Here is a 22,674-nt window from a genome sequence, read left to right as displayed (position 1 = left end):
GCCGCCTGGGGATCCCCGTCCCGAAATCGGTTATCATTTGTGCCCCTTGTCATGCAGCCTGAGCCTCTATGCCCGCGTTCTCCTGGTTAGCCCTGTTTTTTGGTGCCTTCTACTTCGTTTATGGCGCCTACCTGCCGTTCTGGTCGCTCTGGCTGGAAGGCATCGGGGTGAGTACTGAACAGATAGGGCTGTTGCTGGGGGTGGGCATGGCCATCCGTTTTGCCGGCAACCTGATGGTGATGGGGCGAGTCAAGGGTGCCGGCCAGTTGCTGCCCGTCACCCGGCTGCTCTGTCTGCTGAGTCTGCTGGCCTTTCTCGGTTTCTATCTGGGCCACAGCCTCTGGTGGCTGGTGGTGCTGACCCTGGCGGCCAACTTCATCTACCCGACCCTGATGCCCATGGGAGAGGCGCTTGCCACCCGCATGGTGGTTCAGACCCACCTCGACTACGGCAAGGTGCGGCTGTGCGGCTCCTTTGCCTTTATCGTCGCCTCCACCCTGGTGGGGGCCCTGGTGGGCAATTTTGGCAGCGACTGGGTGCTGCACACCATGGTGGCCGGGTTGCTGATCATGCTGGGGCTCAGCCTGCTGCCGCTGCGACCCGCCCCTCGGGAGCTGCAAGGGGAGCGGGCCAAGGCCTCGCTGCTCGTCACGCTCAGGTCGGCCCCGGTGCGCCGCTTCCTGCTCATCACCGCCCTGCTGCAAGGGAGCCACGCGGCCTACTACGGTTTCAGCGCCATCTACTGGAAAAGCGCCGGCTACAGCGGCACCCTGATCGGGTATCTCTGGGCTCTGGGAGTGGTGGCGGAGATCGCCATGTTCGCCGCGGACAAGCGCTTCCTCCAGCGCTTCGGCGCCCAGACCCTGTTTCTGGTGGGGGCCCTTGGCTGCGTGGTGCGCTGGGTGCTGCTCGGCAGTTCTACCGACCTGGCGGTGCTGGTGCTCGGCCAGCTGCTGCACGGGGTCACCTTCTGCGTCAGTCACCTCGGCGCCATCCGCTTCATGACCCGCCAGTTGCCCGCGGAGCAGCAGATCCCCACCCAGGCGCTCTATGCGGCGCTCGGCCTCGGCATGACGGTGGCGGCCCTGATGGCGATCTGCGGCGTGCTGTTCGAGCCGCTGGGAGGCGGCATCTTCTTTATCATGGTGCTGGTAGTGCTGCCGGTCTTCGTGTTGCGGCTGCGTGAAGAGAGCCCTGAACAGGGCCGATGACACAGGTCTGCCGGTCTCTGGCGCGGCAGGCCTCCGACTTATCTGGAAAAGGGAAGTAGAGATATGCACCAAGGATGGCTGCTGATCGGGTTGTCGCTCGCCTATCTGGGCTTGCTGTTCCTCATCGCCTATGTGGCGGACAAGAACAAGCGCCGTCGCCCCAAGGGGCAGCCTCTGCTCTACAGCCTGTCGCTGGCGGTCTATTGCACCTCCTGGACCTTCTTCGGCACCGTGGGCCAAGCCAGCGAATCCCCCTGGTCGCCGGTGCCCATCTACCTGGGCCCCATGCTGGTGTTCCTGTTTGGCTGGCGCCTGCTGGCCCGCCTCATCCTGGTGGCCAAGCGCGAGCACATCACCTCCATCGCCGATTTCATTGCCGCCCGTTATGGCAAGTCCCAGCGCCTGGCCATGGTGATCAGCCTCATCGCCGTCATGGGGATACTTCCCTATCTGGTGCTGCAGCTCAAGGCGATCGTCACCGGGCTCGATCTGCTGATGGCCAACAGCACGGGGGTCAGCCCCACCAGCAACATGGCGGAGCTGGCGCTGGGGGTCACCCTGCTGCTGGCCCTGTTCAGCATTCTGTTCGGCACCCGCAACCTGGATGCCACCGAGCACCACAGGGGCATGGTGGTGGCCATCGCCTTCGAGTCCGTGGTCAAGCTGCTCGCCTTCATGGCGGTGGGGGGCTTTGCGCTCTGGCTCATCATCGCCAGACCGAGCGAGGCGCGTACCCTGGTGGCGGGCGACTTCCTCGATGCGGTGGTGGCGGTGACGCCGGGCAGTCTGCTGGAGCTCGCCATCTACACCCTGATCGCCATGTGTGCCGTCATCTGCCTGCCGCGCCAGTTTCACGTGACCGTGGTGGAGAACAACCAGGGGCAGGATCTGCACTGGGCCCGCTGGATCTTCCCCCTCTATCTCTTCCTGATGGGGCTCTTCATCTGGCCGCTGGCGCTGGCAGGCAAGCAGTGGGTCGGGGCAGACATGGCCTCGGACACCTATGTGATAAGCCTCCCCATGTCCCTCGGATTCGACGGCATGGCGATGCTGGCATTTCTCGGCGGTACCTCGGCGGCCACCGGCATGGTGATCGTCTGCACCATCGCCCTGGCCATCATGGTGAGCAACGATCTGGTGTTGCCGGTCCTGCTGCGCCGGGTCTGGCAACAGGGGCGGGACGAGCGCCTGATGCGGTTGCTGCTGCAGGTGCGTCGGGGCGCCATCTTGCTGATTTTGCTGGCGGCCTGGGCGCTCTATCTCTGGCTCGGGGATCTCACCAGTCTGTCGCGCATCGGTTATCTTTCGTTCGGGGCCGTGGCCCAGTTCGCACCGGCCCTGCTGCTCGGCCTGTACTGGCGTCATGGCAATCGCAAGGGGGTCTATCTCGGGCTCGCCCTCGGGGTCAGCCTCTGGTTCGTGACCCTGCTGGCGGAGAGCGGACTGCTGGCTGGCTCCCCCCTCGAAGCCCTGCTGGCGCCCCCAGACTGGCCGGCGGTGCGGGATCTGAGCCTGGGGGCCTGGTGCCTCTTCCTGAGTCTTCTGCTCAACCTCGCCGGCTATGTGGCGGGCTCCCTGCTGTCACGGGCGGCGGTGAGCGAGCGGCTGCAGGCCGCCAACTTCGTCGGCAAGACGAGCCGGGATACCTCGGCGCTCTATCATGCGCGGGTCTCGGTGAAGGAGCTGGAGATGCTGGCGGCCCGCTTCGTCGGTTCCAGCCGCGTCAAACGGGCTTTCGGCCGCTTCGCCGGCGAGCGGGGAGGCACCTTGGCGCCCCAGATGCAGGCCTCCGCCGAGCTCATCGCCCACACGGAGCGACTGCTGGCGGGGGTATTCGGCACCTCGTCCGCCCGCCTGGTGCTGGCCTCTGCCCTGCAGGGACGCAACATGCAGCTCGAGGAGATCGCCACCATAGTGGACGAGGCCTCCGACATGTTCCGCTTCAACCGCGGCCTGTTGCAGGGGGCAATCGAACACATGGGGCAGGGGATCTCCGTGGTGGACAGGGAGCTCAGGCTGGTGGCCTGGAACCGACGCTACATCGAGCTGTTCTCCTATCCCCCCGGTCTCATTCAGGTGGGCCGTTCCATCGAGGAGATCATCCGCTACAACGCTGGACAGGGGTTGTGCGGCCAGGGAGACATCGAGGCCCAGGTGGCGCGGCGGGTTGCCTTCATGAAGCGTGGCAGCCCCCATGTCTCGGCGCGGGAGCGTCCCGATGGCCGAGTCATCGAGATGCAGGGCAACCCCATGCCTGCGGGGGGCTTTGTCATGACCTTCACCGATATCACCCCGTTCAGGGCGGCGGAGCGGGTGCTGCGGGAAGCGAACGAGCACCTGGAGGCGCGGGTGGCTGAGCGCACCCACGAGCTCTCCGAACTCAACCGCCAACTGCTGCTGGTAAACCAGCAGGTGGAGAGGGCAAATCAGTCCAAGAGCCGGTTCCTTGCGGCGGTGAGCCACGACCTGACCCAGCCGCTGAACGCGGCCAAGCTCTTCACCTCCTCCTTGCTGGAGATGCTGCCCCCGGAAGACGAACCGGCCCGCATCGCTCGCCACATTGACGACGCCCTGGGGGCGACCGAGGATCTCATCACGGATCTGCTGGACATCTCGCGCCTCGAGGCGGGCAAGTTCAAGGCGAAGAAGCTCGATTTCGCCCTGAGCGATGTGCTGGACAATCTCAAGGCGGAATTCGGCGTGCTGGCCCAGGCCGGTGGGATCCAGTTCTCCGTGGTGGAGAGCCGCCTTGCGGTCTACAGCGATGTGCGCTTGCTGCGGCGGGTGTTGCAGAACTTCCTCACCAACGCATTTCGCTACAACCCCGGCGGTCGGGTGCTGCTCGGCTGTCGCCGCATGGGGGAGAAGGTGCGCATCGAGGTGTGGGACAACGGCCCCGGCATCCCGGAGGGAAAGCAGGAGGCGATCTTCGACGAGTTTTCCCGCCTCGATCACTCCCGCACAGCCAGAGAGCAGGGGCTTGGCCTCGGGCTCGCCATCGCCCGCGGCATCTCGCTGGTGCTGGGTCATCAGCTCTCCCTGCGCAGCTGGCCCGGAGCGGGGTCCGTCTTTGCCATCACCCTGAACCTCGCGACCCGGCCCGTCATCCCCAGCCAGGTGACGACCCCGGCCCTGCGAGACAGTCAGCTGGAAGGGGTCAGGATCCTCTGCATCGACAACGAGGAGGATATCCTCATCGCCATGGCCTCGCTGTTGGGACGCTGGGGCTGCGAGGTGCGCTGTGTCCAGAGCCTGGAGCAGGCGGAAGAGATCATCGACGGCGGCTTCCTGCCTGCGCTGGTGCTGTCGGATTATCACCTGGATGACGGCAAGACCGGGTTGCAGGCGCTGCACATGATCAGGCTGGCCCACGGCAACGGTATCGGCGGCATCATCATCAGTGCGGATCGCAAGAGCGAGTTGCAGGCACAGATCCGTGAGCACGGCTTCGGCTACGTGAGCAAACCGGTCAAACCTCTCAAGCTGCGCGCCCTGATGAACAGCCTGCTGATGCCGGTTCAGTGACTGGTCTCACAGAATCGAGCATTGGCTGAACATTTTTTTGATGCCATCCAGGCGCCATGATCGGCGATGATGGCGCCACTTTTGTCGCCATTTGCCGAGTTTGGTGATAATTGAGTCTTGTTGGGTGTCACTTTTGGCAGGCGGCACCCGGGCGACTCTCCTCTATAGTCATTCGGCGATTATTTTTGTCGCAAATCAAGTTGTGCAAAAAGGCAAACCGGATGAAAGTCCGGGACGCAAAGCTTCCGGTCTAAGGGTCTGCGTACCTAGGATAGCGGGGCCACCACAGGTTGTATCGTCCATGGGCCAAGCCATGGTTGCGATGTTGTCTGCGTTACCTGGCAGGTTGCGTTGCCTTTTTCGTTGTTAATTCCAATAACGAAATAAGGAAGTTCAAATATGTTAAGTCCAAAACTTTCCCTGCTGGCGCTTCTGGTCGGGGGGCTTTGCACTACCTCCGCCTTCGCCGCTGCCCCGGGCAAACCCACCATTGGCTCCGGCCCCACCAAGTTTGCCATCGTTGAAGTCAATCAGGCTGCTTCGGCCTACAACCAGCTGGTGACCGTCCACAAGGATGGCGCTCCCGTCAGCGTGACCTGGAACCTCTGGTCCGGTGACGTCGGACAGACCGCCAAGGTACTGCTCGACGGCAAGGAGGTGTGGTCAGGCCCGGCCTCCGCCGCGGGTACCGCCAACTTCAAGGTCACCAAGGGGGGGCGTTACCAGATGCAGGTGGCCCTGTGCAACGCCGATGGCTGCACCCTCTCCGACAAGAAGGAGCTGATGGTCGCCGATACCGACGGCAGCCACCTGGCGCCGCTCAATGCGCCCCTCAAGGAGAACAACAAGCCCTACGCCAACAAGTCCGGCAAGGTGGTGGGGGCCTACTACGTGGAGTGGGGTGTCTATGGTCGCAAGTTCACCGTGGACAAGATCCCGGCCCAGAACCTGACCCATATCCTCTACGGCTTCACCCCCATCTGCGGTGGCAACGGCATCAACGACAGCCTCAAAGAGATCTCCGGCAGCTTCGAGGCGTTGCAGCGCTCCTGTGCGGGCCGCGAAGACTTCAAGGTCTCCATCCATGATCCCTGGGCGGCGATCCAGATGTCTCAGGGCAACCTCAGCGCCTGGGATGAGCCCTACAAGGGCAACTTCGGCAACCTGATGGCCCTCAAACAGGCCCACCCGGACCTCAAGATCCTGCCGTCTGTCGGCGGATGGACCCTCTCCGATCCCTTCTATTTCCTGGGTGACAAGACCAAGCGCGATACCTTCGTCGCCTCGGTCAAAGAGTTCCTGCAGACCTGGAAATTCTTCGACGGCGTGGACATCGACTGGGAGTTCCCGGGCGGACAGGGGGCCAACCCCAGCCTGGGCGGCCCGAATGACGGCGCTACCTATGTGGTGCTGATGAAGGAGTTGCGAGCCATGCTCGATGAACTGGAAGCCGAGACCGGCCGCCAGTATGAGCTGACCTCGGCCATCAGCGCCGGCGGTGACAAGATTGCCAAGGTGGATTATCAGGCGGCCCAGCAGTACATGGACCACATCTTCCTGATGAGCTACGACTTCAGCGGCGCCTTCGACCTGACGAATCTGGCCCACCAGACCAACCTCTTTGCCTCCAGCTGGGATCCGGCCACCAAGTACACCACCGACAAGGGCGTCAAGGCGCTGCTGGGTCAGGGGGTGACACCGGGCAAGATAGTGGTGGGGGCGGCCATGTATGGCCGTGGCTGGACCGGAGTGAAGAACTACCAGGCCGGCAACCCCTTCACCGGCACCGCTACCGGACCGGTGAGCGGTACCTGGGAAAATGGCGTGGTGGATTACCGCGACATCGTCAACAACCGCATGGGCGCAGGCTGGGAGCAGGGCTATGACGAGTCAGCCGAGGCCCCCTATGTCTTCAAGGCCAGCAGTGGCGACCTCATCACCTTCGACAACGACCGCTCGGTCAAGGCCAAGGGGCAGTACGTGCTGGCGAACCAGCTTGGCGGTCTGTTCGCCTGGGAAATTGATGCGGACAACGGCGACATCCTCAACGCCATGCACGAGGGGCTGGGCCACGGCGAGGGTACGCTGCCGCCGGTCAACAAGCCGCCGGTTGCCAATGCCGGCAGCGATCTGAGTGCCACCGGTCCGGCCGAGGTGACCCTCAACGGCAGCGCCTCCCATGATCCGGAAAACGGGGCGCTGACCTACAGCTGGAAACAGGTCTCCGGACCCCAGGCCAGCCTGCTGGATGCCACCCAGGCCAAGGCCCGTGTGGTACTGGATGCCGTCAGCAGCGACATCAATCTGGTGTTCGAGCTGACCGTGACCGACGATCAGGGGCTCTCGGCCAAGGATCAGGTGGTGGTCACCAACAAGGCGCCGCAGCCGAACCTGCCCCCCGTGGTCAGCGTACCGGCCAGTGCGACCGTCGAGGCCGGCAAGCAGGTGAGCATCAAGGCCACCGCTTCCGACCCCAATGGTGATGCCTTGAGCTATCAGTGGACAGTGCCGGCCGGGCTCAGCGCCACCGGTCTGGACAGCGCGACCCTGGTAGTAACGGGCTCGAACGTGACCAGTGACACGGCCTACGATCTGACCCTGGTGGTCACCGACGGGGCGCTGGATGCCACAGCCGTTACCCGCCTGACCGTCAAGCCGGCCAGTACAGGTGGTGGCTGCGAGGCCAGCGATCCGGATGCGGCCAACCACCCGGCCTGGAGTGCAGGTACCGTCTACAACACCAATGACAAGGTGAGCCACAAGCAACTGGTGTGGCAGGCCAAGTATTGGACCCAGGGCAACGAGCCGAGCCGCACCGCCGATCAGTGGAAACTGGTGAGCCAGGTGCAACTGGGTTGGGATGCCGGAGTGGTCTACAACGGCGGTGATGTCACCAGCCACAACGGCCGCAAGTGGAAGGCCCAGTACTGGACCAAGGGCGATGAGCCCGGCAAGGCCGCCGTCTGGGTCGATCAGGGCGCGGCGAGCTGCAACTGATCTGCCGTGAAGAAAAATGGGGCCGAGGGCCCCATTTTTGTCTTGCTGCGTGGTTGGGTGTCTCTTCCCTGTCAGGGAAAAGGCGCACTCGCTTTGTCAAAAAGGCCCGTCAGGGCCTTTTTTCATGGTATGTCACCGGTTCACAGCGGTTTTTGCCACAGGCTGAGCAGCAGATCCTGCTCGAGGGCGTCGGGCCCCTGGTGGGTGAAGGCGTGGCGCTGCTCGCCGCTGGCACGCCAGCCGAGGCGACTGGTCTCCAGAATGTGCTCGCGCAGGCTCTGATCCAGCGCCGTACTGAACTGGGCGCGTTGCTGGGCAACACTGACGAGCCCGGTGAAGGCGGGCCAGCTCAGGGGATGTTCCATGCTCACCGGATTGAGGCTGACGCGCAATTGCCACTGATGGCGAGGGCCGGGCTGCACGTGGAGCAGATAGCCGCCCGGCGCCAGCCAGCTGACCAGGAGTTCCGTCTTGACCTTGAGGTCGTTGACCAGCAGCACCTGGGCCGTGCCAGGCAGCAGCGGGGCGCGCGCCGGGTCGGCGATGACGAACTGGCCTTCCGGTTGCGCCTTGTTGGCGGCGAAGATGGCATTCTTGGCCAGATCGAAACCGCCGACCTGCCAGCCGGGCAGCCGCTCAGCCAGGGCGCGGCAGTAGTACCCCTCGCCACAGCCGAGGTGGACAAGCTCGCGATCGCCAAGAGGAGCGAGCAGGTTCGCCATGGCGTCCACCAGAGGCAGCTGGTGGCCTTGTTCCAGGAAGCGGCGCTTGGCGCGCAGCAGGGCCCGGCTGTCGCTGTCCTTGGGGTTCTTCTTGCCGGGGATGAGGTCCAGATAGCCTTCCGGTGCGGGATCGAAGTGGTGCTTGTTGTCGCAATAGACCCCGCGGGAGGCGGCATGAAGGTGCAGGGGGCTGCGGCAAAGGGGGCATTGAAGGTGCATAGGAGTTCTCTTGGCGAAGGCCATGACGGCGGGGCGTTCGGGATTATAGGGGAGAGGATCGGAAAAGGCTGCCATGGGCAGCCTTTTTATCCAACGGCGCTGTGCGGGCGCCGTCGGCGGAACCCGGTCAGCGGGTACCAAACACCACTATGGTCTTGCCGTGGGCGGAGATGAGCTCCTGCTCTTCCAGCATCTTGAGGATGCGGCCGACGGTTTCACGGGAGCAGCCGACGATCTGGCCGATCTCCTGGCGGGTGATCTTGATCTGCATGCCATCCGGGTGGGTCATGGCATCCGGCTGTTTGGCCAGGTTGAGCAGGGTCTGGGCAATGCGGCCGGTCACGTCCAGGAAGGCGAGGTTGCCGACCTTCTGGCTGGTGTGCTGCAGGCGCTTGGCCATTTGACCGGAGAGGCGCATCAGGATGTCCGGGTTGACCTGGATCAGCTGGCGGAACTTCTTGTAGGAGATCTCGGCGACTTCACAGGCGCCTTTGGCACGTACCCAGGCGGAACGCTCCGGATTCTCGTTCTCTTCGAACATCCCCATCTCGCCCAGAAAATCCCCCTGATTCAGGTAGGAAAGGATCATCTCCTTGCCTTCGTCATCCTTGATCAGGACGGCGACGGTGCCCTTGACGATGTAGTAGAGGGTTTCCGCTTTTTCACCGGCGTGGATCAGGGTGCTCTTGGCGGGATACTTATGAATGTGGCAATGCGACAAGAACCACTCAAGGGTGGGATCGCTTTGCGGTTTGCCAATGATCATGAGACTTCCTCTGTAGTGTCATTTTTATGGACTGTGCGTCCAGGCAAGTTGCCAAGCTTGCCATTCCTTACTCTTTGGTCGCAGTAGAATAAGAGCCTTTGCCTGTGCTGACAAGGCTTTGGGGTTTTGCCGTCCACCGGTGAGCCGCCATCTGCTGCGTCGTCCGGGGCATTCTAGGCAAGAAGAGGAGGTCGGATGTTGATTTCGATCTATTTCCCTTTGGGTCGTCGTCCGTTTCGCAGGAGAGGCTGCTGTCGCCACAAACGGGGCTTTATCGTCGGGAACGGGCAAGATCATGGCGCATGTGCCACTCGACCCCGGCTTGAGGTATGCTATGGGCGTTAGAACTGTTGTCATTGAGAGGAAAGTGAGAGATGAAAGCCAAGGTCAGCTGGGTGGAAGGCATGAAGTTTGTGGGGGAGAGCGAGTCCGGTCATCAGGTGACCCTGGATGGCGCCAACCCGGGTGAAGGTGCCAGCCCGATGGAGATGATCCTGCTGGCTGTCGGCGGTTGCAGCTCCATCGATGTGGTCTCCATTCTGGAGAAGGCCCGTCAGTCCGTGACCGCCTGCCATGTCGAACTGGAAGGGACCCGCGCCGATACCGTTCCCCGGGTATTTGAGCAGATCCACCTCAAGTTCGTGGTGACCGGCAAGGGGCTGGCGGAGAAGCAGGTCGCCCGTGCGGTGGATCTGTCCATGGAAAAATATTGTTCAGTTTCCCTGATGTTGGAAAAAGCGGTAGAAATTACCCATAGTTATCAAATTCTTGAGGGTTGACCGCTAAAGTTTGTCCCGTCGATAACGCCATGACATAAGGAAAGTGCGATGAAAAAAATGATGATGTTGCTTCCCCTGTTCGGTCTGGCCGCCTGCAGCATGCCGCAGCCGACCCAGTATCAATACAGCCAGTATCAGTGCGGGGAAGAGTTGCTGGCCATCACCTATGATGCCCAGGCCGACATGGTGCAGTTCCCTTATGCCGGTGTCTATCACAAGCTGGGGCGCATCGAGTCGCCCAAAGAGACTGCCAGCTATTCCGACGGGGTGACTACCTTCTCCCGTCAGGACAAGCAGGCCACCCTGGTCAAGAGCGGTGTGACCCAGCTGACCTGCGAGTTGAAGTGACCCTGATGCCGTCACGGCGTGCATGGAAAACGGCCTGCGTGAAGCAGGCCGTTTTTGTTGAAAGAGACATCAGTCTGACGGTAGCGAGCCCAGCAACTGGGCGGCCAGTTGCTGGCTAAGCTGGCCACGGGCTTCCTCTGCGACAGGCACGTCGCTGGCGAGCTGGATGGCGCTGCTCCACACTGCTTTCTGGCTATGCCCGTCGAGCAGCACGACGGCCAGGGTCCCCTTGCGGGCATTGGCGGCGGCGTTCAGGCCCGGTGTCATGCCGAGGCGGGAGAAGATCTCGCCATCGCTCATGTCCTGGCTGCCAGCTACCCCGATGGCGACCCAGACGTCGGCCTCATCCAGGGGAACGCTGCGCCAGCCTTTGCCGTCCAGTTGCCGGATGACGGCCTGCTGTACCGGCTCGAGCCAGGGCGCGGCGCTGTTGCCCGCATACTGGAATTGTTCGGCCAGCGCATAGCGTGGTGTCGCCCCGTAGGTCCAATGCTCCGCCGGGCGAACCACCATGGTGCCCGTTTCGACCGTGGGGGCGGCGGGGCCGGAGCTGCAACCCCCCAGCAGGGTTGCCAGCGTGAATGAGAGAAGTGCAGCGCGCATCGTTAAGCTCCTTGGCTCAGGTGATCTTGCCCGTTTCGATCAGTTGCTGGATCAGGGGGCGCAGGATCAGTTCCATTGCGAAGCCCATCTTGCCACCCGGCACGACGATGGTGTTCATCCTGGACATGAAGGCGCCGTCTATCATCGACAGCAGGTAGGGGAAGTCCACCTGCTTGATGCCCCGAAACCTGATCACCAGCATACTCTCGTCCAGGCTGGGTATCACCTTGGCGCTGAAGGGGTTGGAAGTATCGACGGTCGGCACCCGCTGGAAGTTGATGTGGGTACGGGAGAACTGCGGCGTGATGAAGTTGATGTAGTCGTCCATGGAACGCACGATGGAGTCGGTCACCGCCTCGCGGGAGTGGCCGCGTTCCGAGGTGTCGCGAATGAGCTTCTGGATCCACTCCAGGTTGACGATGGGCACCACGCCGATGAGAAAGTCCACGTGCCGCGCCACGTTGTGCTCCCCCGTGACCACGCCGCCATGCAGTCCTTCGTAGAACAGCAGATCCGTCTCGCCGGGCAGATCCTGCCAGGGGGTGAAGGTGCCCGGCATCTGGTTGAAAGGCACTGCCTCGTCGAAGCTGTGCAGATAGCGCCGGTACTGGCCTGTGCCGCTCTGGCCATATTCCTGGAAAAAGGACTCCAGCAGACCGAAGTCGTTGGCCTCCGGGCCGAAGTAGCTGATATGCCGCCCCTGCTCCCGGGCCTTGCGGATAGCCACGTCCATCTCGGGCCTGGTGTAGCGGTGAAAACTGTCCCCCTCGACCACGGCCGCCTTGTATCCAAGCTGGTGGAACATGGAGCGGAAGGCGTTGGTGGAGGTGGAAGTACCGGCACCGGACGAACCGGTGACCGCGATGATGGGATGCTTGGCGGACATAGAATTCTCTCTTCCTTGGGAGTTCCGTTATAAGGGGTGGCCCAAAGTGCGGTCAAGTGCGCCGTCATCCTCCCGCTGCCCCCACGCTTCCCGGCAATAGCTGTGAACAAGGGCTGCCCTGTGCTCTGGGTACGTTGGAATAGGTGCTGCTGGGTGGCGAACTGGTCATGCGGCCTGATGATGTGAGCTGGATAGGTGGAGGGCGGGGTGAGCCGCCCGATAAGCCGTGACCGCGTTACGCTTGGGGGAAGTCGTCAGTGGGTGACTTGCTTAAATGAGTCTTTGGGACGACATTGACACTTTCGTGCAGCTCGCTGTAGACAAGCACGGCGCTACCTTGTAGCAATTGTTGCCTGACTGCTTCGACCTTGTCGGTCAGGCTGACATCCTGTTCACCGTATTCGGTGCCTTCTTGCAGCACAAAGTGTTCGAGCAGGTTGGTGAGGGTGTCCGGCTCCAGTTCTTGCCAGGGGATAATCATGATTTCATCTTCACTCAGTGGGTTGCGGATATTGTCGATGTCTGGTCGGCAAGCGCAAGGGATTTGTCTCGTTTTGGACGAGGGGAGCCATGCAATCCATTGACGCACGCCGACCCTCCAGTCAATTCGAACAGCACCTGTTCGATGCCCGCCGCCGCGCCCTGAGCGCCGGTTTGCGCTGGTACTGGGTCATCAATCTCATCGCCCTCGTATTTCTGCTGACCCGCTTCTACATCTATCGGGATGCACACCTGGTACTGGTCGGCAACCTGCCCTGGTCATACAAATGGCAGCTCTTTGCCATGATAGGTGTTGGCCTGCTGCTGCCGCTCGGGTGGGGCTGGCTCTCCCGTCAATCCCATGCCATCTGGCTGGTGTCCCTGTGCGTCTGTGCCCTGGCCTGGGGGCTAGCCTGGGCCATGGTGGGTTACACCATCTCGATCGTCGACTTGAAGGGAGGCTTCAGTTTCATTTTCAACATGGTCAGTCTGTTGCTGCTGACCGGTCTCGTCGCCGCGTATTGCGATGTGCGGCTGTTTTACGCACTGGTGTCGGTCCCCCTGCTGTTCTTGTTGGTGAGAGCCTCCTGGAGTCCTGAGCCCTTTGTTCTGGTCAACACCATAGTGGTCGGGGTCTTGCTAGTGGTGCTGGAGACGGGACGGCGCATGCTCAACGGCTGGTTCGAGCTTGCGGTGTCAAGGGAGCACGACAACCTGATGCTGGCAAACAAGATGAATGCCATGGCCAACCGGGATCCCCTGACCGGCATAGCCAACCGTCGCCACTTCGATCAGGCGTGCAAGCGTGCCATTGCGCAAGGCACCACCCAGGATGTACCGCTCACCGTGATCCTGCTCGATGTGGATTTCTTCAAGCGCTACAACGATCGCTATGGGCATCAGGCGGGGGATGAGTGCCTGATCTTGGTGGCCGAGTGCCTGGAGGAGAGTGTGCGGGAGCCCGGCGATCTGGTGGCGCGCTACGGGGGAGAGGAGTTCGTGGTGTTGCTGCAGGAGACGACGCTGGCCGGTGGCCAGGAGGTGGCGGAGCGCATTCGCGCCACTCTGGCGGCCAGGGCTCTGCCCCATGAGGATTCCGACGTAGCCCCCCACCTCACCCTGAGCCAGGGGATAGCCCAGTGGCGAGCCGGGGAGAGCCTCGTCATGCTGCTCGAGCGGGTCGATGGCGCCCTCTATCAGGCCAAGGAAGAGGGGCGCAACGGTTACCGGTTCGCGCCCTGAGTCTGTTGCCGCAACCACTGGCTGATGCGCTCATCCAGCCAGAAACGGGGGCGCCAGGGAGAGCCGTGCAGGAAGCCCACGTGGCCGCCCTGGCGGCTCAGCTCGTAGCGCACCAGAGGGGAGAGCTGCTCCGCCGCCGGAATGACGGCATCGGTCATGAAGGGATCGTCGGCGGCGTGAATGACGAGGGTCGGGATGGGAATGCGGGCCAGCAGGCTCAGGCCGGAGCAGGTCTGGTAGTAGTGATCGGCGCTTTCGAAACCATGGAGCGGTGCCGTCACCAGCTCGTCGAACTCCCTCAGTGTGGCGATGCGGGTGATCTGGGCCGGCTGCCAGCGCGCCCGTGCCGCGCTCTGGCGCCGGATCTTGCTTTGCAGGTTGGTTCGCATGGTGCGCAGCAGGTAGTTCTGATAGACCCGTGAGAAGCCCTGATTGACCCGATCGGCACAGCTTGCCAGTTGCAGCGGGGCCGACACTACCACCGCCGCCTTCAATGGTGCCGGGCAGGCCCGCGCCAGCAGATTGACCAGCATGTTGCCCCCCAGGGAATAGCCGATGGCGACCAGGGGACGGCCAGGAAAACGCCGCCCCAGCTCGGCAATCACCGCTTGGGCGTCCTCGATGGCGCCTGAGTGATAGGCCTGCAGCAGCCGATTCGGCTCGCCACTGCACCCCCGAAAGTGCATCAGCACCGCCTCGTTCCCTTGCCGCTGCAGGTGGGCAAAGAGCCCTTTGGCATAGTGGGAGTGAATGCTCCCCTCCAGTCCGTGGAACACCACCACCAGGGGTTGTTCATCCTGGCCGGGTTCGCCGCTCCAGGCCAGATCGACGAAATCGCCGTCCGGGAGTTCGAAGCGCTCCTGGATGAAGCGGGCAGGCGAGCGGCGCAGCCACTTGGGCAAAATGGTTTGCAGATGGGGGTTGCGGGCCCACCAGGGGGCGTGGAAGTGGCTTTCTGTCAACATGCAGCGACTCGGAAGAGCTGGGAGGAAAAGGGTGCGGCGAGCCCTTGGCTCGCCGCGACATCAGGCCAGCAGACGATCGTGGTGCTCGGCGCCGCGCAGCATGGCCTGGATCAGTTCGTTGGCTTCAAACTTGGTGAGCGCCTCGTGGGCGCCGACCTGATGGGCCCGCTCCACGCTGATCTCGCTGGAGAGGGAGGTGTGCAGGATGATGTAGGCTCCCGCCAGCTTGGCATCGCTCTGCACCTCGAAGGCCAGCTCGTAACCATCCAGCCCCGGCATCTCGATATCGCTCACCAGGATGTCGATCCGCGTGCCCTGGGAGACCCGGGTCTGCATCAGGGTGAGGGCGTCGCGTCCGTTGGTGCAGACCTCGTAGGGGATGTTGATGTAATCGAGCGCCGCCATGAGCTGGCGACGGGCGACGGAGGAGTCGTCCACCAGCAGGATCCGCATCGGCTTGAGCCGCTCGCGCTGCACGTCGGTCAGCACGGGGTAGAGATGGCTGGGATCGTCCGGATAGACCCGCGACAGGATGAGCTCCACATCCAGCAACTGGATCAACTGATCTCCCACCCGGGTCACGCCGGTGACGAAGACGTTCTGTCCCAAGGAGGGAGGGGGCGGCTCGATGTCACGCCAGTTGCACTCGGTGATCTTGTCGATGCCCCGCACCAGAAAGCCCACCAGGGTGCGGCGGCAATCGGTGATGATGATGAAGCAGTGGGGCATCTCCTCCCGGCTGATGGGGCGGTAGCCCACGGCCATTGCCATGTCGATCACCGGGATGGTGGTGCCGCGCATGCTGGCGGCCCCGAGCACGGTGGGATGGGATTGTGGCAGGGCGGTGAGCTGGGTGTAGGGCACGATCTCCTTCACCTTGAGGGTACCGATGGCGAAGGATTGTCTGGCAGAGAGGTGGAACAGCAACATGCCCTGGGATTGGTTGGCCTTGCTCGTCATGGCGGATGTCCTGTTGATCTAGTCGGTGACGGTCAATCGGGTGTTCAGCATAAAGGATGGTGACATGAATGACTCCTTTGTTGTTAGCGGCGGTGAGCCGCAAAACTGGATTTCTTTTGCCATCCTTTTATGCCTCTCTTATCGGGTCGCGGTCGGCTGAGGGGAGAGGGGCGCCCCGAGCCATTGCAGATGAGCCTCGGCCAGCGCGCTTTCATCCCGATAACCCAGCCTGCTCACCACCTGTGACGGTGTGCTGCCGCTTCGCAGCAGGCGAATCCCCTGCAACAGTTGCCACTGATCCTGCAGTACCCGGGCGTCCGGGCCCTCGAGACCGCGAGTGCCCAGCAGGGTCTGCCAGGCAGCCACGCTATCCGGCTGCGCTCTGGCCAGGGCTTGCCAGGCATCTTGCAGTGCCTGATCCCCCAGTGACGAGATGGTGCAGCCGTGCAACTCATCTCCCACCACTTGCAGCCGCTGCCCATAGGGGCCTTGCCAGTCGCGTGGGCGTGACCAGGCCGCCAGGCTGTCCAGCAGTGCGTCCATCAACGGGCTTGCCTGCAACCAGCCAGCCTGGGCGGGCTGGGGCACCCGCACGGAGCAGGCCAGCAGATCATGCTGGCAGCCAGCCAGAGGGGTGAAGGCGGCGAGGGCATCGGCACAGAGCCAGAAGTGGCTGCCAGGTGTCAGCAGCAGCTCATGGGCACCCAATTTCAGCAGCGCCACCCCCTGGGTGACGCGCAGCAATTGGCCCATGGGGGAGCGCTTGCGGGGGCCGACCTGAAGGGTGGAAGTGGAAAAATGCTGATATTCGATGGCGTGATGCATGTAAAAACCCTGATATGATGCTGCCTGGAGGTAACAAAAATGGAAACCAGACGTAAAAAACGCTTCATTGCCGGGGCAGTTTGCCCGGCGTGCGGCAAGATGGACACCATGATGCTGTATATGGAGCATGGAGTCGAGAAGGTGACCTGTGTCGAGTGCGGGGATACCCAGGTGCAGACCCAGGAGCAGGTGGACAAGGCGACGCGCGAGGCGGAGCAGGTGATAGGGGTGTTTCGTCCCGAGTGAGTGGCATGCCTCAAGGTGATGGTACGCCGGTCAGGCTGGTCGCTGTTGATGACTTTTTCATCACACTGAAGCCGGGCCGACCATATGCTTGTCTGCCTTTTTGAGGTATTCTGAGCCCGTTTTTTTCTATCCGCAGGATCCCTGACATGAAAGTAGCTCCCCTGAGCGTGGTTACGCTGGAATACACGGTCACCGACGAACACGGTGAAGTCATCGACACCACTGTAGGTAAAGAGCCGCTGGTGTATCTGCACGGTACCCGTTACCTGGTCTCCGGCCTCGAAGCCGAGCTGGAAGGTCGCAGCGTGGGCGAGGCGTTCGACGTCACCCTGACGCCGAACCAGGCCTATGGCGAGTACGACGAGAATCTGGTGCAGGAAGTGCCCGGCGAGCTGTTCGACGGTATGGAAGTGTCTGAAGGGGATACTTTTGTGGCCGAGACCGACGACGGCCACCGCCCGGTGACCGTCATCGAGGTGTCCGAGGAGTTCATCAAGGTGGACGGCAATCATCCCCTGGCTGGCGTGACCCTGGGCTTCAAGGTCGAGATCAAGGACGTGCGTGCCGCGACCGCCGAAGAGCTGGCCCATGGCCATGTGCACGGCGCTGGTGGCTGCGGTCACGATCATGGTCATGACCATGATCACGGCCATGATCACGATCATGACCACGGTGGCTGCTGTGGCGGCCATGGTCACAACCATGCACACGATCACGGCGACGATCACGGTCACGGTGGTTGCTGCGGTGGTGGCGGTTGTGGTGGCAAGGGCCATCAGCACTGATCACGGCCTGGCCGATGATAAAAAAACCCGCGCATGGCGCGGGTTTTTTTATGGCTGGCACGCATCAGTAGTGCGGTGGCGGCGTCTCTTCGGCCATGCTGGCGATCTGGCTCGGCTGTACGCTCTGCAATTTATCCACCAGTAGATGGATCTGGTGTTTGAGCCGGTCCAGCTCGCGACCCTGGGTGGTGACCTCGTCGTTGAGCTGCTCCACCGTGTATTCGGCAAAAGCGAGGCGGCTTTCCAGGGTTTCGAGGCGTTCGTTTAGTTGCTGACTCATGGGCCTTTTGGTCCTTACTTGATAGTCCAGATTTCAGCCAGGCCACTGGAGCTGGCACTGACGAGGTGGTCATTGTCGCGCAAAGCCACGCCATAGACCACAGCGCTCGGCGGTTTCACCTTGGGATGGGGCGAGACGCGCCAGCTCTGCAACGGCTGGCCGTCACTCACCTGCCACAGAGTGAGCTGGCGGGAGGGGGCGCCGGTGATGAGCCAGTTGCCGCCGTTGGCGAAGCGGGCGCTGGTGTAGACCTCGAAGCGGTGATCATATTGCAACCTGCTGTGCTCCTTGCCGCTTTTGAGATCCCAGATGCTGGCCTGGCGACTGTCTGCGGTGAAGGCGAAACGTCCGGACGGATCCAGTCTCGCCATCACGACTCGCCCGGCGTGGTTGAAGCGCCACACAACCTGGCCCGTGCGGGTGTCCCACAGATAGGCGCTGTAATCGTTGCCGCCGGTGAGGGCATAGCGACCATTGGGGGAGAGATCCACCGTGTTGACCTGTTCGGTGTGGCCGAGGAATTGCAGCCGGCGTCCGGTCTGGGTGTCGACCACTTCCGCCTTGCCGTCTTCACGGCCGATGAGCACCTGGCGGCCATCCGCCGAGATCGCCGCATCGCGCAGGCGGGATTCTGGCAGAGAGTAGTAGCCCTGGGAGCGGCCATCCTGCAAGCGCCAGATGGCGAAGGTGTGTTGGGTGGCGGTGATGGCATGGCTGTCATCGGGGGAGAAGCGGGTCAGGGTGACGAACTCTTCCTGGTCGTCGCTCTGGCGCCAGCGCCAGCGCTCCTTGCCCTGTTCCAGATCCCACACCACAGTGCCCTGACTCAGGCTGGAGACGAGCGCGAGCTTGCCGGAACTGGCGAGATCCGCGCTCAGCAGACCCTGGTTGGCGAGGCGGATCTGCTGGCTGGGAAGTGAGCGTTGTTCGCACCCCGTCAGCATCAGGCAAATACCGATGAGATAAATGGCACTTTTGATCATTTTTCCTGTCTCATGCTTTCGTTACCTGCGATCACGGCGTTAGTATAAGGCGCTTATCACGATAAACCTCTCATTTCACGAAGGAACCGAGAGCGGTATTTAGAGTTTTGGAGAAACTGATGAACAATTTTCTGAAGGTGTCCCTGTTGGCTGCGGCGGTTGCCGTCGGTCTGACTGCTTGCCAAAAAGATGAGAAACCTGCTGCGACCAACACCGCAGAGGTCAAGGCAGAAGCCAGCAAGCCGGCAGAGGCCCCCAAGGCTGAGGCCAAGAGCTTTGAAGAGCAATCCGGCTATGCGATCGGCCTCTCCATGGGTCGTTATATCGCCAATACCCTGGAGCGCCAGCAGGAGCTCGGCATCAAGCTGGACAACACCGTGATCCTGAAGGGTGTCACCGACGGTCTGGGCAAAGAAGCCAAGATGACCGACGAGGAGATCCAGAAGGTTCTGCAGGAATACGACGCCAAGATCAACGAGCTGACCAAGGCGAAGGCCGACAAGGATGCCGTGGAAAACCTGAAGAAGGGTGAAGAGTTCTTGGCTGCCAACGCCAAGAAAGAGGGCGTGAAGAGCACTGAGTCCGGCCTGCAATATCAGGTCGAGAAGATGGGTGACGGCGCCAAGCCGAAGGCCACCGACATCGTCAAGGTACACTACACCGGTACCCTGACCGATGGCACCAAGTTTGACAGCTCCGTCGATCGCGGCGAGCCGGCTACCTTCCCGCTCAACCAGGTGATCCCGGGCTGGACCGAAGGGGTGCAACTGATGCCGGTCGGCTCCAAGTTCAAGTTCTTCCTGCCGTCCAAGCTGGCCTATGGCGAGCACGGTGCAGGTTCCATCCCGGCCAACGCCGTGCTGGTATTTGACGTAGAGCTGCTGGCCATCGAAAAACCGGCTGCCGATGGCGACAACGCCAAGAAATAAGCTCAAAGCACCATAAAAACGGCTCCCCAGGGAGCCGTTTTTGCTTGTGTATTGTCGCAATCCCCCGGATAAAGCGATGAGGCCGTCTTGAGTGTGTGGCGGCTAGCCCCCAGAATAGACAACAAAATCAAGCGCAAGGATGGATCTCGTGGCTGAAAGCAAACCCCGTGTCCTGTTGGTGGAAGATACCCGCAGTCTGGCGGTCGTCTATGAGCAGTATCTGGCCCAGGATGGCTACGAGGTGCAGCTGGCAGACTGTGGCCAGCAGGCTTTGGCACAATTGCTGGCAAGCCCGCCCCCCGTGGTGCTGCTCGACCTGGAGTTGCCCGACATGTCCGGCATGGACATCTTGCAGCAGATCACGGAGCGGCAACTGCCCTGCTCCGTGGTGGTGATCACCGCTCACGGCTCGGTGGATGTGGCGGTGGAGGCGATGCGGTTCGGGGCCTTCGATTTTCTCACCAAGCCGTTCGATGGCAAGCGCCTGTGCGCCACGGCGCGCAATGCCCTGAAGCACCAGCAGCTCAGCTCGCTGGTGGCCCAGTATCGGGAAAACTTCGAGCGCAGCTCCTTTGCCGGTTTCATCGGCGCCTCCATGGCGATGCAGGCGGTCTATCGCATCATCGAGAGCGCGGCGCCGAGCAAGGCCACCGTCTTCATCACCGGCGAGAGCGGCACCGGCAAGGAGGTGTGCGCCGAGGCCATTCACCAGTGCAGCCCGCGTCGGGATCAGCCTTTCATCGCCCTCAACTGCGCCGCCATTCCCCATGACCTGATGGAGAGCGAGATCTTCGGCCACGTGAAGGGGTCGTTTACCGGTGCCCAGGGGGATCGCAAGGGGGCGGCCAGTCTGGCGAACGGCGGCACCCTCTTCCTCGACGAGATCTGCGAGATGGATCTCGACCTGCAGAGCAAGCTGCTGCGTTTCATCCAGACCGGCACCCTGCAGCGGGTCGGCAGCGGCAAGCTGGAGACGGTGGATGTGCGCTTTGTCTGCGCCACCAACCGGGATCCCCTGGTGGAGGTCAAGGCCGGACGGTTTCGTGAAGACCTTTACTACCGCCTGCACGTGATCCCGCTGGCGCTGCCCCCCCTGAGGGAGCGGGGAGAGGACATCCTGCTGCTGGCCCGGGAGTTGCTGCTGCGTTATGCCGGTGAGGAGAACAAGCGATTCAGGGACTTTGATGCGGACGCAGTGCAGGTGCTGCTCGACTACCCCTGGCCCGGCAACGTGCGCGAGCTGCAAAACGTGGTGCGCAACATAGTGGTGCTCAACGATGGCGAGCTGGTGAGCCCGGATATCCTGCCACCTCCCCTCAACGGGGGGCGTACCCTGGCCCCGGAGCCTGCGGTCGGGATCGCGGATCCCCAGTCAGAACCCGTGGTCGTTCGCAGGCAGGTTCGTCCGCTCTGGCAGGTGGAAAAGGAGGCCATCGAACAGGCCATCGCCAGTTGTGATGGCAACATCCCCAAGGCGGCGGCCCTGCTGGAAATAAGCCCTTCCACGATTTATCGCAAGAAGCAGAGCTGGGAAGAGGCGAGTCCGGCCTGAGCCGTCACCTCTGCTCCCGGGCAGACATGCTGATGTGCGGGGCGGCCAATTGGTCGCCCCGCACGCTTATCAGAGTTTGGCGAGCTGCTTGAGCCTGGCCAGCCGTTCTGCCTCGTTGGCGGTGAACCAGCCATCCTGTGACAGCAGAAACCAGGCGCGGGCAAAGTACTCGGTCGCCGCGGGATCATTGAGCACGAGTGCATTCTCCCCCAGCTCCTCGAACACATAGCCATCCTCGGGGGTGCCGACGGCGGCCATGTCGTCGCGCAACTGTGCCAGTTCGGCCATGGCCTGTTCATGGCGCTCCTGGGCCCGGCTCAGGCGCGCCAGACTCCAGCGGGCGATAAAGGCTTTGCCCTGGTTGTTGTGCTGCTCGTGCCAAGCCAGGCACTTTTGCTGACAGGCGATGGCCTCGTCGAGGCGACCCAGCTCGAACAGGGTCCAGCCCTGATTGTTATAGAGGCTGGCGAGCCAGCCTCGCGTCCGCTTGTCGTGACTGCGCTCGGCCAGGGTCATCGCCAGCTGGTGCCAGTGGCTCTGCTCCTCCAAGGGGGCGGCGATGGCCACCATGTGGGCCGCATCGATGGCCAGATAGTGCTCTTCGTACTGCTCTCCCAGTTGCCAGGCCTGTTCAAACAGGGCTCTGGCGCTGGCCTTGTCACCGGCGGAGTTGAAGGTGCGGCCACGCTCCAGCAAGGCGCGCAGGCGGGCCCGTGGAGTCGCCTCGGTGAGGCGGGGTTCTATCTCGTCGAGCAGCTGGTGCGCCTGTGCAAACTGGCGTTGCAGCGAATGGGTGCGGGCTATCTGGGTGAGGAGCTCCAGCTCCCATTGCAGGTTGGCGGCACGCGCCTCGGGCAGCAGTGCTTGAAAACGCTGGGCGCTGGCAACGGGATCCTGATAATCCCACAGTGCCATGAAATCGGGCGGATTGTTCATCTGGCCTCCATGCCGGTTATCCGCCCACCAAGATGCCTGAAGGCCATTCTTTGTACAAGAAGGGGACTGGCGCCATCGTGACGCCAGCGCTTGCCGATCAGTAGACCATGGCAAGGCTCATCAGCATCAGACCCAGGGCAGCAAAGGCTCCCTCCTTGATAGCCAGGCGCGGTACCAGTGCCTTGGGCAGGGCAGGGAACAGGCTCAGGGCAAAGCCGAACCCCGGCATCAGCCAGTGGAAAGCAGGGCTTCTCAGGGCGGGATCCGCAGCGCCATTGATGACGATGAGCAGGATAAAGAGGGTGAAGGCGGGCAGGATAAACCAGCGGGCATGGCCGGCGGCAACCGCCCGCAGTGGCGAGATGCGATAGAGCACCAGGGTCACGAGGAAGAGGGCGAGGGGAGCCAGCAGATAGAGCGGGGCCGGGTTCATGA

22 protein-coding genes and 1 riboswitch are annotated in these 22,674 nt (G+C 62.4%); of the genes, 10 read left to right on the top strand and 12 right to left on the bottom strand.

Translation table 11 applies throughout. From position 1 onward, the window contains the following. Positions 1 to 68: 68 nt before the first annotated feature. The 3 genes from C2U47_RS04980 (at position 69) to C2U47_RS04970 (ending at position 7,733) form a co-directional block, all read left to right on the top strand. Complete coding sequence (locus tag C2U47_RS04980) at positions 69 to 1,211, top strand: 3-phenylpropionate MFS transporter (protein ID WP_010673233.1); 1,143 nt, start codon at positions 69 to 71, stop codon at positions 1,209 to 1,211. Between the two features lie 63 nt (positions 1,212 to 1,274). Beyond that, a complete protein-coding gene (locus C2U47_RS04975) occupies positions 1,275 to 4,736 on the top strand; it encodes a hybrid sensor histidine kinase/response regulator (protein ID WP_103261478.1) in 3,462 nt (1,153 codons plus the stop codon). Positions 4,737 to 4,937: 201 nt separating this feature from the next. Continuing rightward, positions 4,938 to 5,024: riboswitch (cyclic di-GMP riboswitch) on the top strand. A gap of 111 nt (positions 5,025 to 5,135) precedes the next feature. Then, the gene (locus tag C2U47_RS04970) at positions 5,136 to 7,733 is read left to right on the top strand and encodes a glycosyl hydrolase family 18 protein (RefSeq protein WP_043152616.1); all 2,598 of its coding nucleotides are present in this window, start codon (positions 5,136 to 5,138) and stop codon (positions 7,731 to 7,733) included. Between the two features lie 140 nt (positions 7,734 to 7,873). On the opposite strand, the gene C2U47_RS04965 is transcribed toward C2U47_RS04970, so the two are convergent. Then, positions 7,874 to 8,674, bottom strand: coding sequence for a putative RNA methyltransferase (locus C2U47_RS04965; RefSeq protein ID WP_045523732.1), 801 nt, complete (start codon positions 8,672 to 8,674; stop codon positions 7,874 to 7,876). A 127-nt stretch (positions 8,675 to 8,801) separates the two neighbouring features. Next, complete coding sequence (crp, locus tag C2U47_RS04960; protein ID WP_010673237.1) at positions 8,802 to 9,440, bottom strand: cAMP-activated global transcriptional regulator CRP; 639 nt, start codon at positions 9,438 to 9,440, stop codon at positions 8,802 to 8,804. Positions 9,441 to 9,814: 374 nt separating this feature from the next. On the opposite strand from crp, the gene C2U47_RS04955 reads away from it, so the two are divergent. Both C2U47_RS04955 and C2U47_RS04950 read left to right on the top strand, forming a co-directional pair. Next, complete coding sequence (locus C2U47_RS04955; protein ID WP_010673238.1) at positions 9,815 to 10,219, top strand: OsmC family protein; 405 nt, start codon at positions 9,815 to 9,817, stop codon at positions 10,217 to 10,219. Positions 10,220 to 10,267: 48 nt separating this feature from the next. Then, complete coding sequence (locus tag C2U47_RS04950) at positions 10,268 to 10,567, top strand: hypothetical protein (RefSeq protein ID WP_010673239.1); 300 nt, start codon at positions 10,268 to 10,270, stop codon at positions 10,565 to 10,567. 69 nt (positions 10,568 to 10,636) lie between these two features. Here C2U47_RS04950 and C2U47_RS04945 read toward each other — a convergent pair whose 3' ends face one another. The 3 genes from C2U47_RS04945 to C2U47_RS04935 all read right to left on the bottom strand — a co-directional run bounded on the left by C2U47_RS04945 (position 10,637) and on the right by C2U47_RS04935 (position 12,537). Continuing rightward, positions 10,637 to 11,170 carry a lipoprotein gene (locus C2U47_RS04945; protein WP_043152620.1) on the bottom strand — a complete coding sequence of 178 codons (534 nt, stop codon included), beginning with the start codon at positions 11,168 to 11,170 and terminating at the stop codon, positions 10,637 to 10,639. A gap of 16 nt (positions 11,171 to 11,186) precedes the next feature. Next, positions 11,187 to 12,056, bottom strand: a complete 870-nt coding sequence (locus C2U47_RS04940; protein WP_010673241.1) for a phosphoribulokinase — start codon at positions 12,054 to 12,056, stop codon at positions 11,187 to 11,189. Between the two features lie 235 nt (positions 12,057 to 12,291). Next, positions 12,292 to 12,537, bottom strand: coding sequence for a YheU family protein (locus C2U47_RS04935; RefSeq protein WP_010673242.1), 246 nt, complete (start codon positions 12,535 to 12,537; stop codon positions 12,292 to 12,294). 89 nt (positions 12,538 to 12,626) lie between these two features. Between C2U47_RS04935 and C2U47_RS04930 the strand changes: the two genes are divergently transcribed. Further along, positions 12,627 to 13,778 (top strand): GGDEF domain-containing protein, encoded by a 1,152-nt coding sequence (locus tag C2U47_RS04930; RefSeq protein ID WP_042864339.1) that lies wholly within the window; start codon positions 12,627 to 12,629, stop codon positions 13,776 to 13,778. Here C2U47_RS04930 and C2U47_RS04925 read toward each other — a convergent pair. From C2U47_RS04925 to C2U47_RS04915, 3 genes are all read right to left on the bottom strand, one after another. Beyond that, on the bottom strand, positions 13,760 to 14,743 hold the full coding sequence (locus C2U47_RS04925) for a hydrolase (protein WP_045523726.1): 984 nt from the start codon (positions 14,741 to 14,743) through the stop codon (positions 13,760 to 13,762). The two genes, C2U47_RS04930 and C2U47_RS04925, sit on opposite strands and share 19 nt — an antisense overlap. Positions 14,744 to 14,803: 60 nt before the next feature. Beyond that, positions 14,804 to 15,703, bottom strand: coding sequence for a chemotaxis protein (locus C2U47_RS04920; protein ID WP_045523724.1), 900 nt, complete (start codon positions 15,701 to 15,703; stop codon positions 14,804 to 14,806). A 138-nt stretch (positions 15,704 to 15,841) separates the two neighbouring features. Further along, positions 15,842 to 16,528: a hypothetical protein gene (locus tag C2U47_RS04915; RefSeq protein ID WP_049636174.1), complete on the bottom strand. Its 687-nt coding sequence runs from the start codon at positions 16,526 to 16,528 to the stop codon at positions 15,842 to 15,844. Between the two features lie 39 nt (positions 16,529 to 16,567). On the opposite strand from C2U47_RS04915, the gene C2U47_RS04910 reads away from it, so the two are divergent. Further along, positions 16,568 to 16,774, top strand: a complete 207-nt coding sequence (locus tag C2U47_RS04910; protein ID WP_010673247.1) for a YheV family putative zinc ribbon protein — start codon at positions 16,568 to 16,570, stop codon at positions 16,772 to 16,774. Positions 16,775 to 16,920: 146 nt separating this feature from the next. After that, positions 16,921 to 17,559: an FKBP-type peptidyl-prolyl cis-trans isomerase gene (locus C2U47_RS04905; RefSeq protein ID WP_010673248.1), complete on the top strand. Its 639-nt coding sequence runs from the start codon at positions 16,921 to 16,923 to the stop codon at positions 17,557 to 17,559. 64 nt (positions 17,560 to 17,623) lie between these two features. On the opposite strand, the gene C2U47_RS04900 is transcribed toward C2U47_RS04905, so the two are convergent. Then, positions 17,624 to 17,839 carry a SlyX family protein gene (locus tag C2U47_RS04900; protein WP_010673249.1) on the bottom strand — a complete coding sequence of 72 codons (216 nt, stop codon included), beginning with the start codon at positions 17,837 to 17,839 and terminating at the stop codon, positions 17,624 to 17,626. A 14-nt stretch (positions 17,840 to 17,853) separates the two neighbouring features. Beyond that, a complete protein-coding gene (locus C2U47_RS04895) occupies positions 17,854 to 18,822 on the bottom strand; it encodes a WD40 repeat domain-containing protein (RefSeq protein ID WP_010673250.1) in 969 nt (322 codons plus the stop codon). A gap of 119 nt (positions 18,823 to 18,941) precedes the next feature. Here C2U47_RS04895 and fkpA point away from each other — a divergent pair, with 119 nt between their 5' ends. Both fkpA and C2U47_RS04885 read left to right on the top strand, forming a co-directional pair. Then, on the top strand, positions 18,942 to 19,751 hold the full coding sequence (gene fkpA, locus C2U47_RS04890) for an FKBP-type peptidyl-prolyl cis-trans isomerase (protein WP_029313875.1): 810 nt from the start codon (positions 18,942 to 18,944) through the stop codon (positions 19,749 to 19,751). Between the two features lie 148 nt (positions 19,752 to 19,899). Next, positions 19,900 to 21,303, top strand: coding sequence for a sigma-54-dependent transcriptional regulator (locus C2U47_RS04885; RefSeq protein WP_029313876.1), 1,404 nt, complete (start codon positions 19,900 to 19,902; stop codon positions 21,301 to 21,303). A gap of 69 nt (positions 21,304 to 21,372) precedes the next feature. Here C2U47_RS04885 and C2U47_RS04880 read toward each other — a convergent pair whose 3' ends face one another. Beyond that, positions 21,373 to 22,239: a tetratricopeptide repeat protein gene (locus C2U47_RS04880; protein WP_010673253.1), complete on the bottom strand. Its 867-nt coding sequence runs from the start codon at positions 22,237 to 22,239 to the stop codon at positions 21,373 to 21,375. Between the two features lie 97 nt (positions 22,240 to 22,336). Then, a complete protein-coding gene (locus tag C2U47_RS04875; protein ID WP_010673254.1) occupies positions 22,337 to 22,672 on the bottom strand; it encodes a hypothetical protein in 336 nt (111 codons plus the stop codon). Between the last annotated feature and the right edge of the window lie 2 nt (positions 22,673 to 22,674).

The organism is Aeromonas sp. ASNIH7, assembly GCF_002903485.1.
GTDB lineage: Bacteria > Pseudomonadota > Gammaproteobacteria > Enterobacterales > Aeromonadaceae > Aeromonas > Aeromonas caviae.
The sequence above is the reverse complement of the archived record's forward strand: the minus strand, read 5'-3'. Positions and strand labels throughout refer to the sequence as shown.

Bases quoted from the DNA above. Each gene is read 5' to 3' on its own strand.
- C2U47_RS04965 (WP_045523732.1), bottom strand. From the start codon at position 8,674: ATGCACCTTCAATGCCCCCTTTGCCGCAGCCCCCTGCACCTTCATGCC.
- C2U47_RS04980 (WP_010673233.1), top strand. From the start codon at position 69: ATGCCCGCGTTCTCCTGGTTAGCCCTGTTTTTTGGTGCCTTCTACTTC.
- C2U47_RS04975 (WP_103261478.1), top strand. From the start codon at position 1,275: ATGCACCAAGGATGGCTGCTGATCGGGTTGTCGCTCGCCTATCTGGGC.
- C2U47_RS04935 (WP_010673242.1), bottom strand. From the start codon at position 12,537: ATGATTATCCCCTGGCAAGAACTGGAGCCGGACACCCTCACCAACCTG.
- crp (WP_010673237.1), bottom strand. From the start codon at position 9,440: ATGATCATTGGCAAACCGCAAAGCGATCCCACCCTTGAGTGGTTCTTG.
- fkpA (WP_029313875.1), top strand. From the start codon at position 18,942: ATGAACAATTTTCTGAAGGTGTCCCTGTTGGCTGCGGCGGTTGCCGTC.
- C2U47_RS04950 (WP_010673239.1), top strand. From the start codon at position 10,268: ATGAAAAAAATGATGATGTTGCTTCCCCTGTTCGGTCTGGCCGCCTGC.
- C2U47_RS04930 (WP_042864339.1), top strand. From the start codon at position 12,627: ATGCAATCCATTGACGCACGCCGACCCTCCAGTCAATTCGAACAGCAC.
- C2U47_RS04900 (WP_010673249.1), bottom strand. From the start codon at position 17,839: ATGAGTCAGCAACTAAACGAACGCCTCGAAACCCTGGAAAGCCGCCTC.
- C2U47_RS04940 (WP_010673241.1), bottom strand. From the start codon at position 12,056: ATGTCCGCCAAGCATCCCATCATCGCGGTCACCGGTTCGTCCGGTGCC.
- C2U47_RS04945 (WP_043152620.1), bottom strand. From the start codon at position 11,170: ATGCGCGCTGCACTTCTCTCATTCACGCTGGCAACCCTGCTGGGGGGT.
- C2U47_RS04895 (WP_010673250.1), bottom strand. From the start codon at position 18,822: ATGATCAAAAGTGCCATTTATCTCATCGGTATTTGCCTGATGCTGACG.
- C2U47_RS04955 (WP_010673238.1), top strand. From the start codon at position 9,815: ATGAAAGCCAAGGTCAGCTGGGTGGAAGGCATGAAGTTTGTGGGGGAG.
- C2U47_RS04875 (WP_010673254.1), bottom strand. From the start codon at position 22,672: ATGAACCCGGCCCCGCTCTATCTGCTGGCTCCCCTCGCCCTCTTCCTC.
- C2U47_RS04880 (WP_010673253.1), bottom strand. From the start codon at position 22,239: ATGAACAATCCGCCCGATTTCATGGCACTGTGGGATTATCAGGATCCC.
- C2U47_RS04905 (WP_010673248.1), top strand. From the start codon at position 16,921: ATGAAAGTAGCTCCCCTGAGCGTGGTTACGCTGGAATACACGGTCACC.
- C2U47_RS04920 (WP_045523724.1), bottom strand. From the start codon at position 15,703: ATGACGAGCAAGGCCAACCAATCCCAGGGCATGTTGCTGTTCCACCTC.
- C2U47_RS04915 (WP_049636174.1), bottom strand. From the start codon at position 16,528: ATGCATCACGCCATCGAATATCAGCATTTTTCCACTTCCACCCTTCAG.
- C2U47_RS04970 (WP_043152616.1), top strand. From the start codon at position 5,136: ATGTTAAGTCCAAAACTTTCCCTGCTGGCGCTTCTGGTCGGGGGGCTT.
- C2U47_RS04925 (WP_045523726.1), bottom strand. From the start codon at position 14,743: ATGTTGACAGAAAGCCACTTCCACGCCCCCTGGTGGGCCCGCAACCCC.
- C2U47_RS04910 (WP_010673247.1), top strand. From the start codon at position 16,568: ATGGAAACCAGACGTAAAAAACGCTTCATTGCCGGGGCAGTTTGCCCG.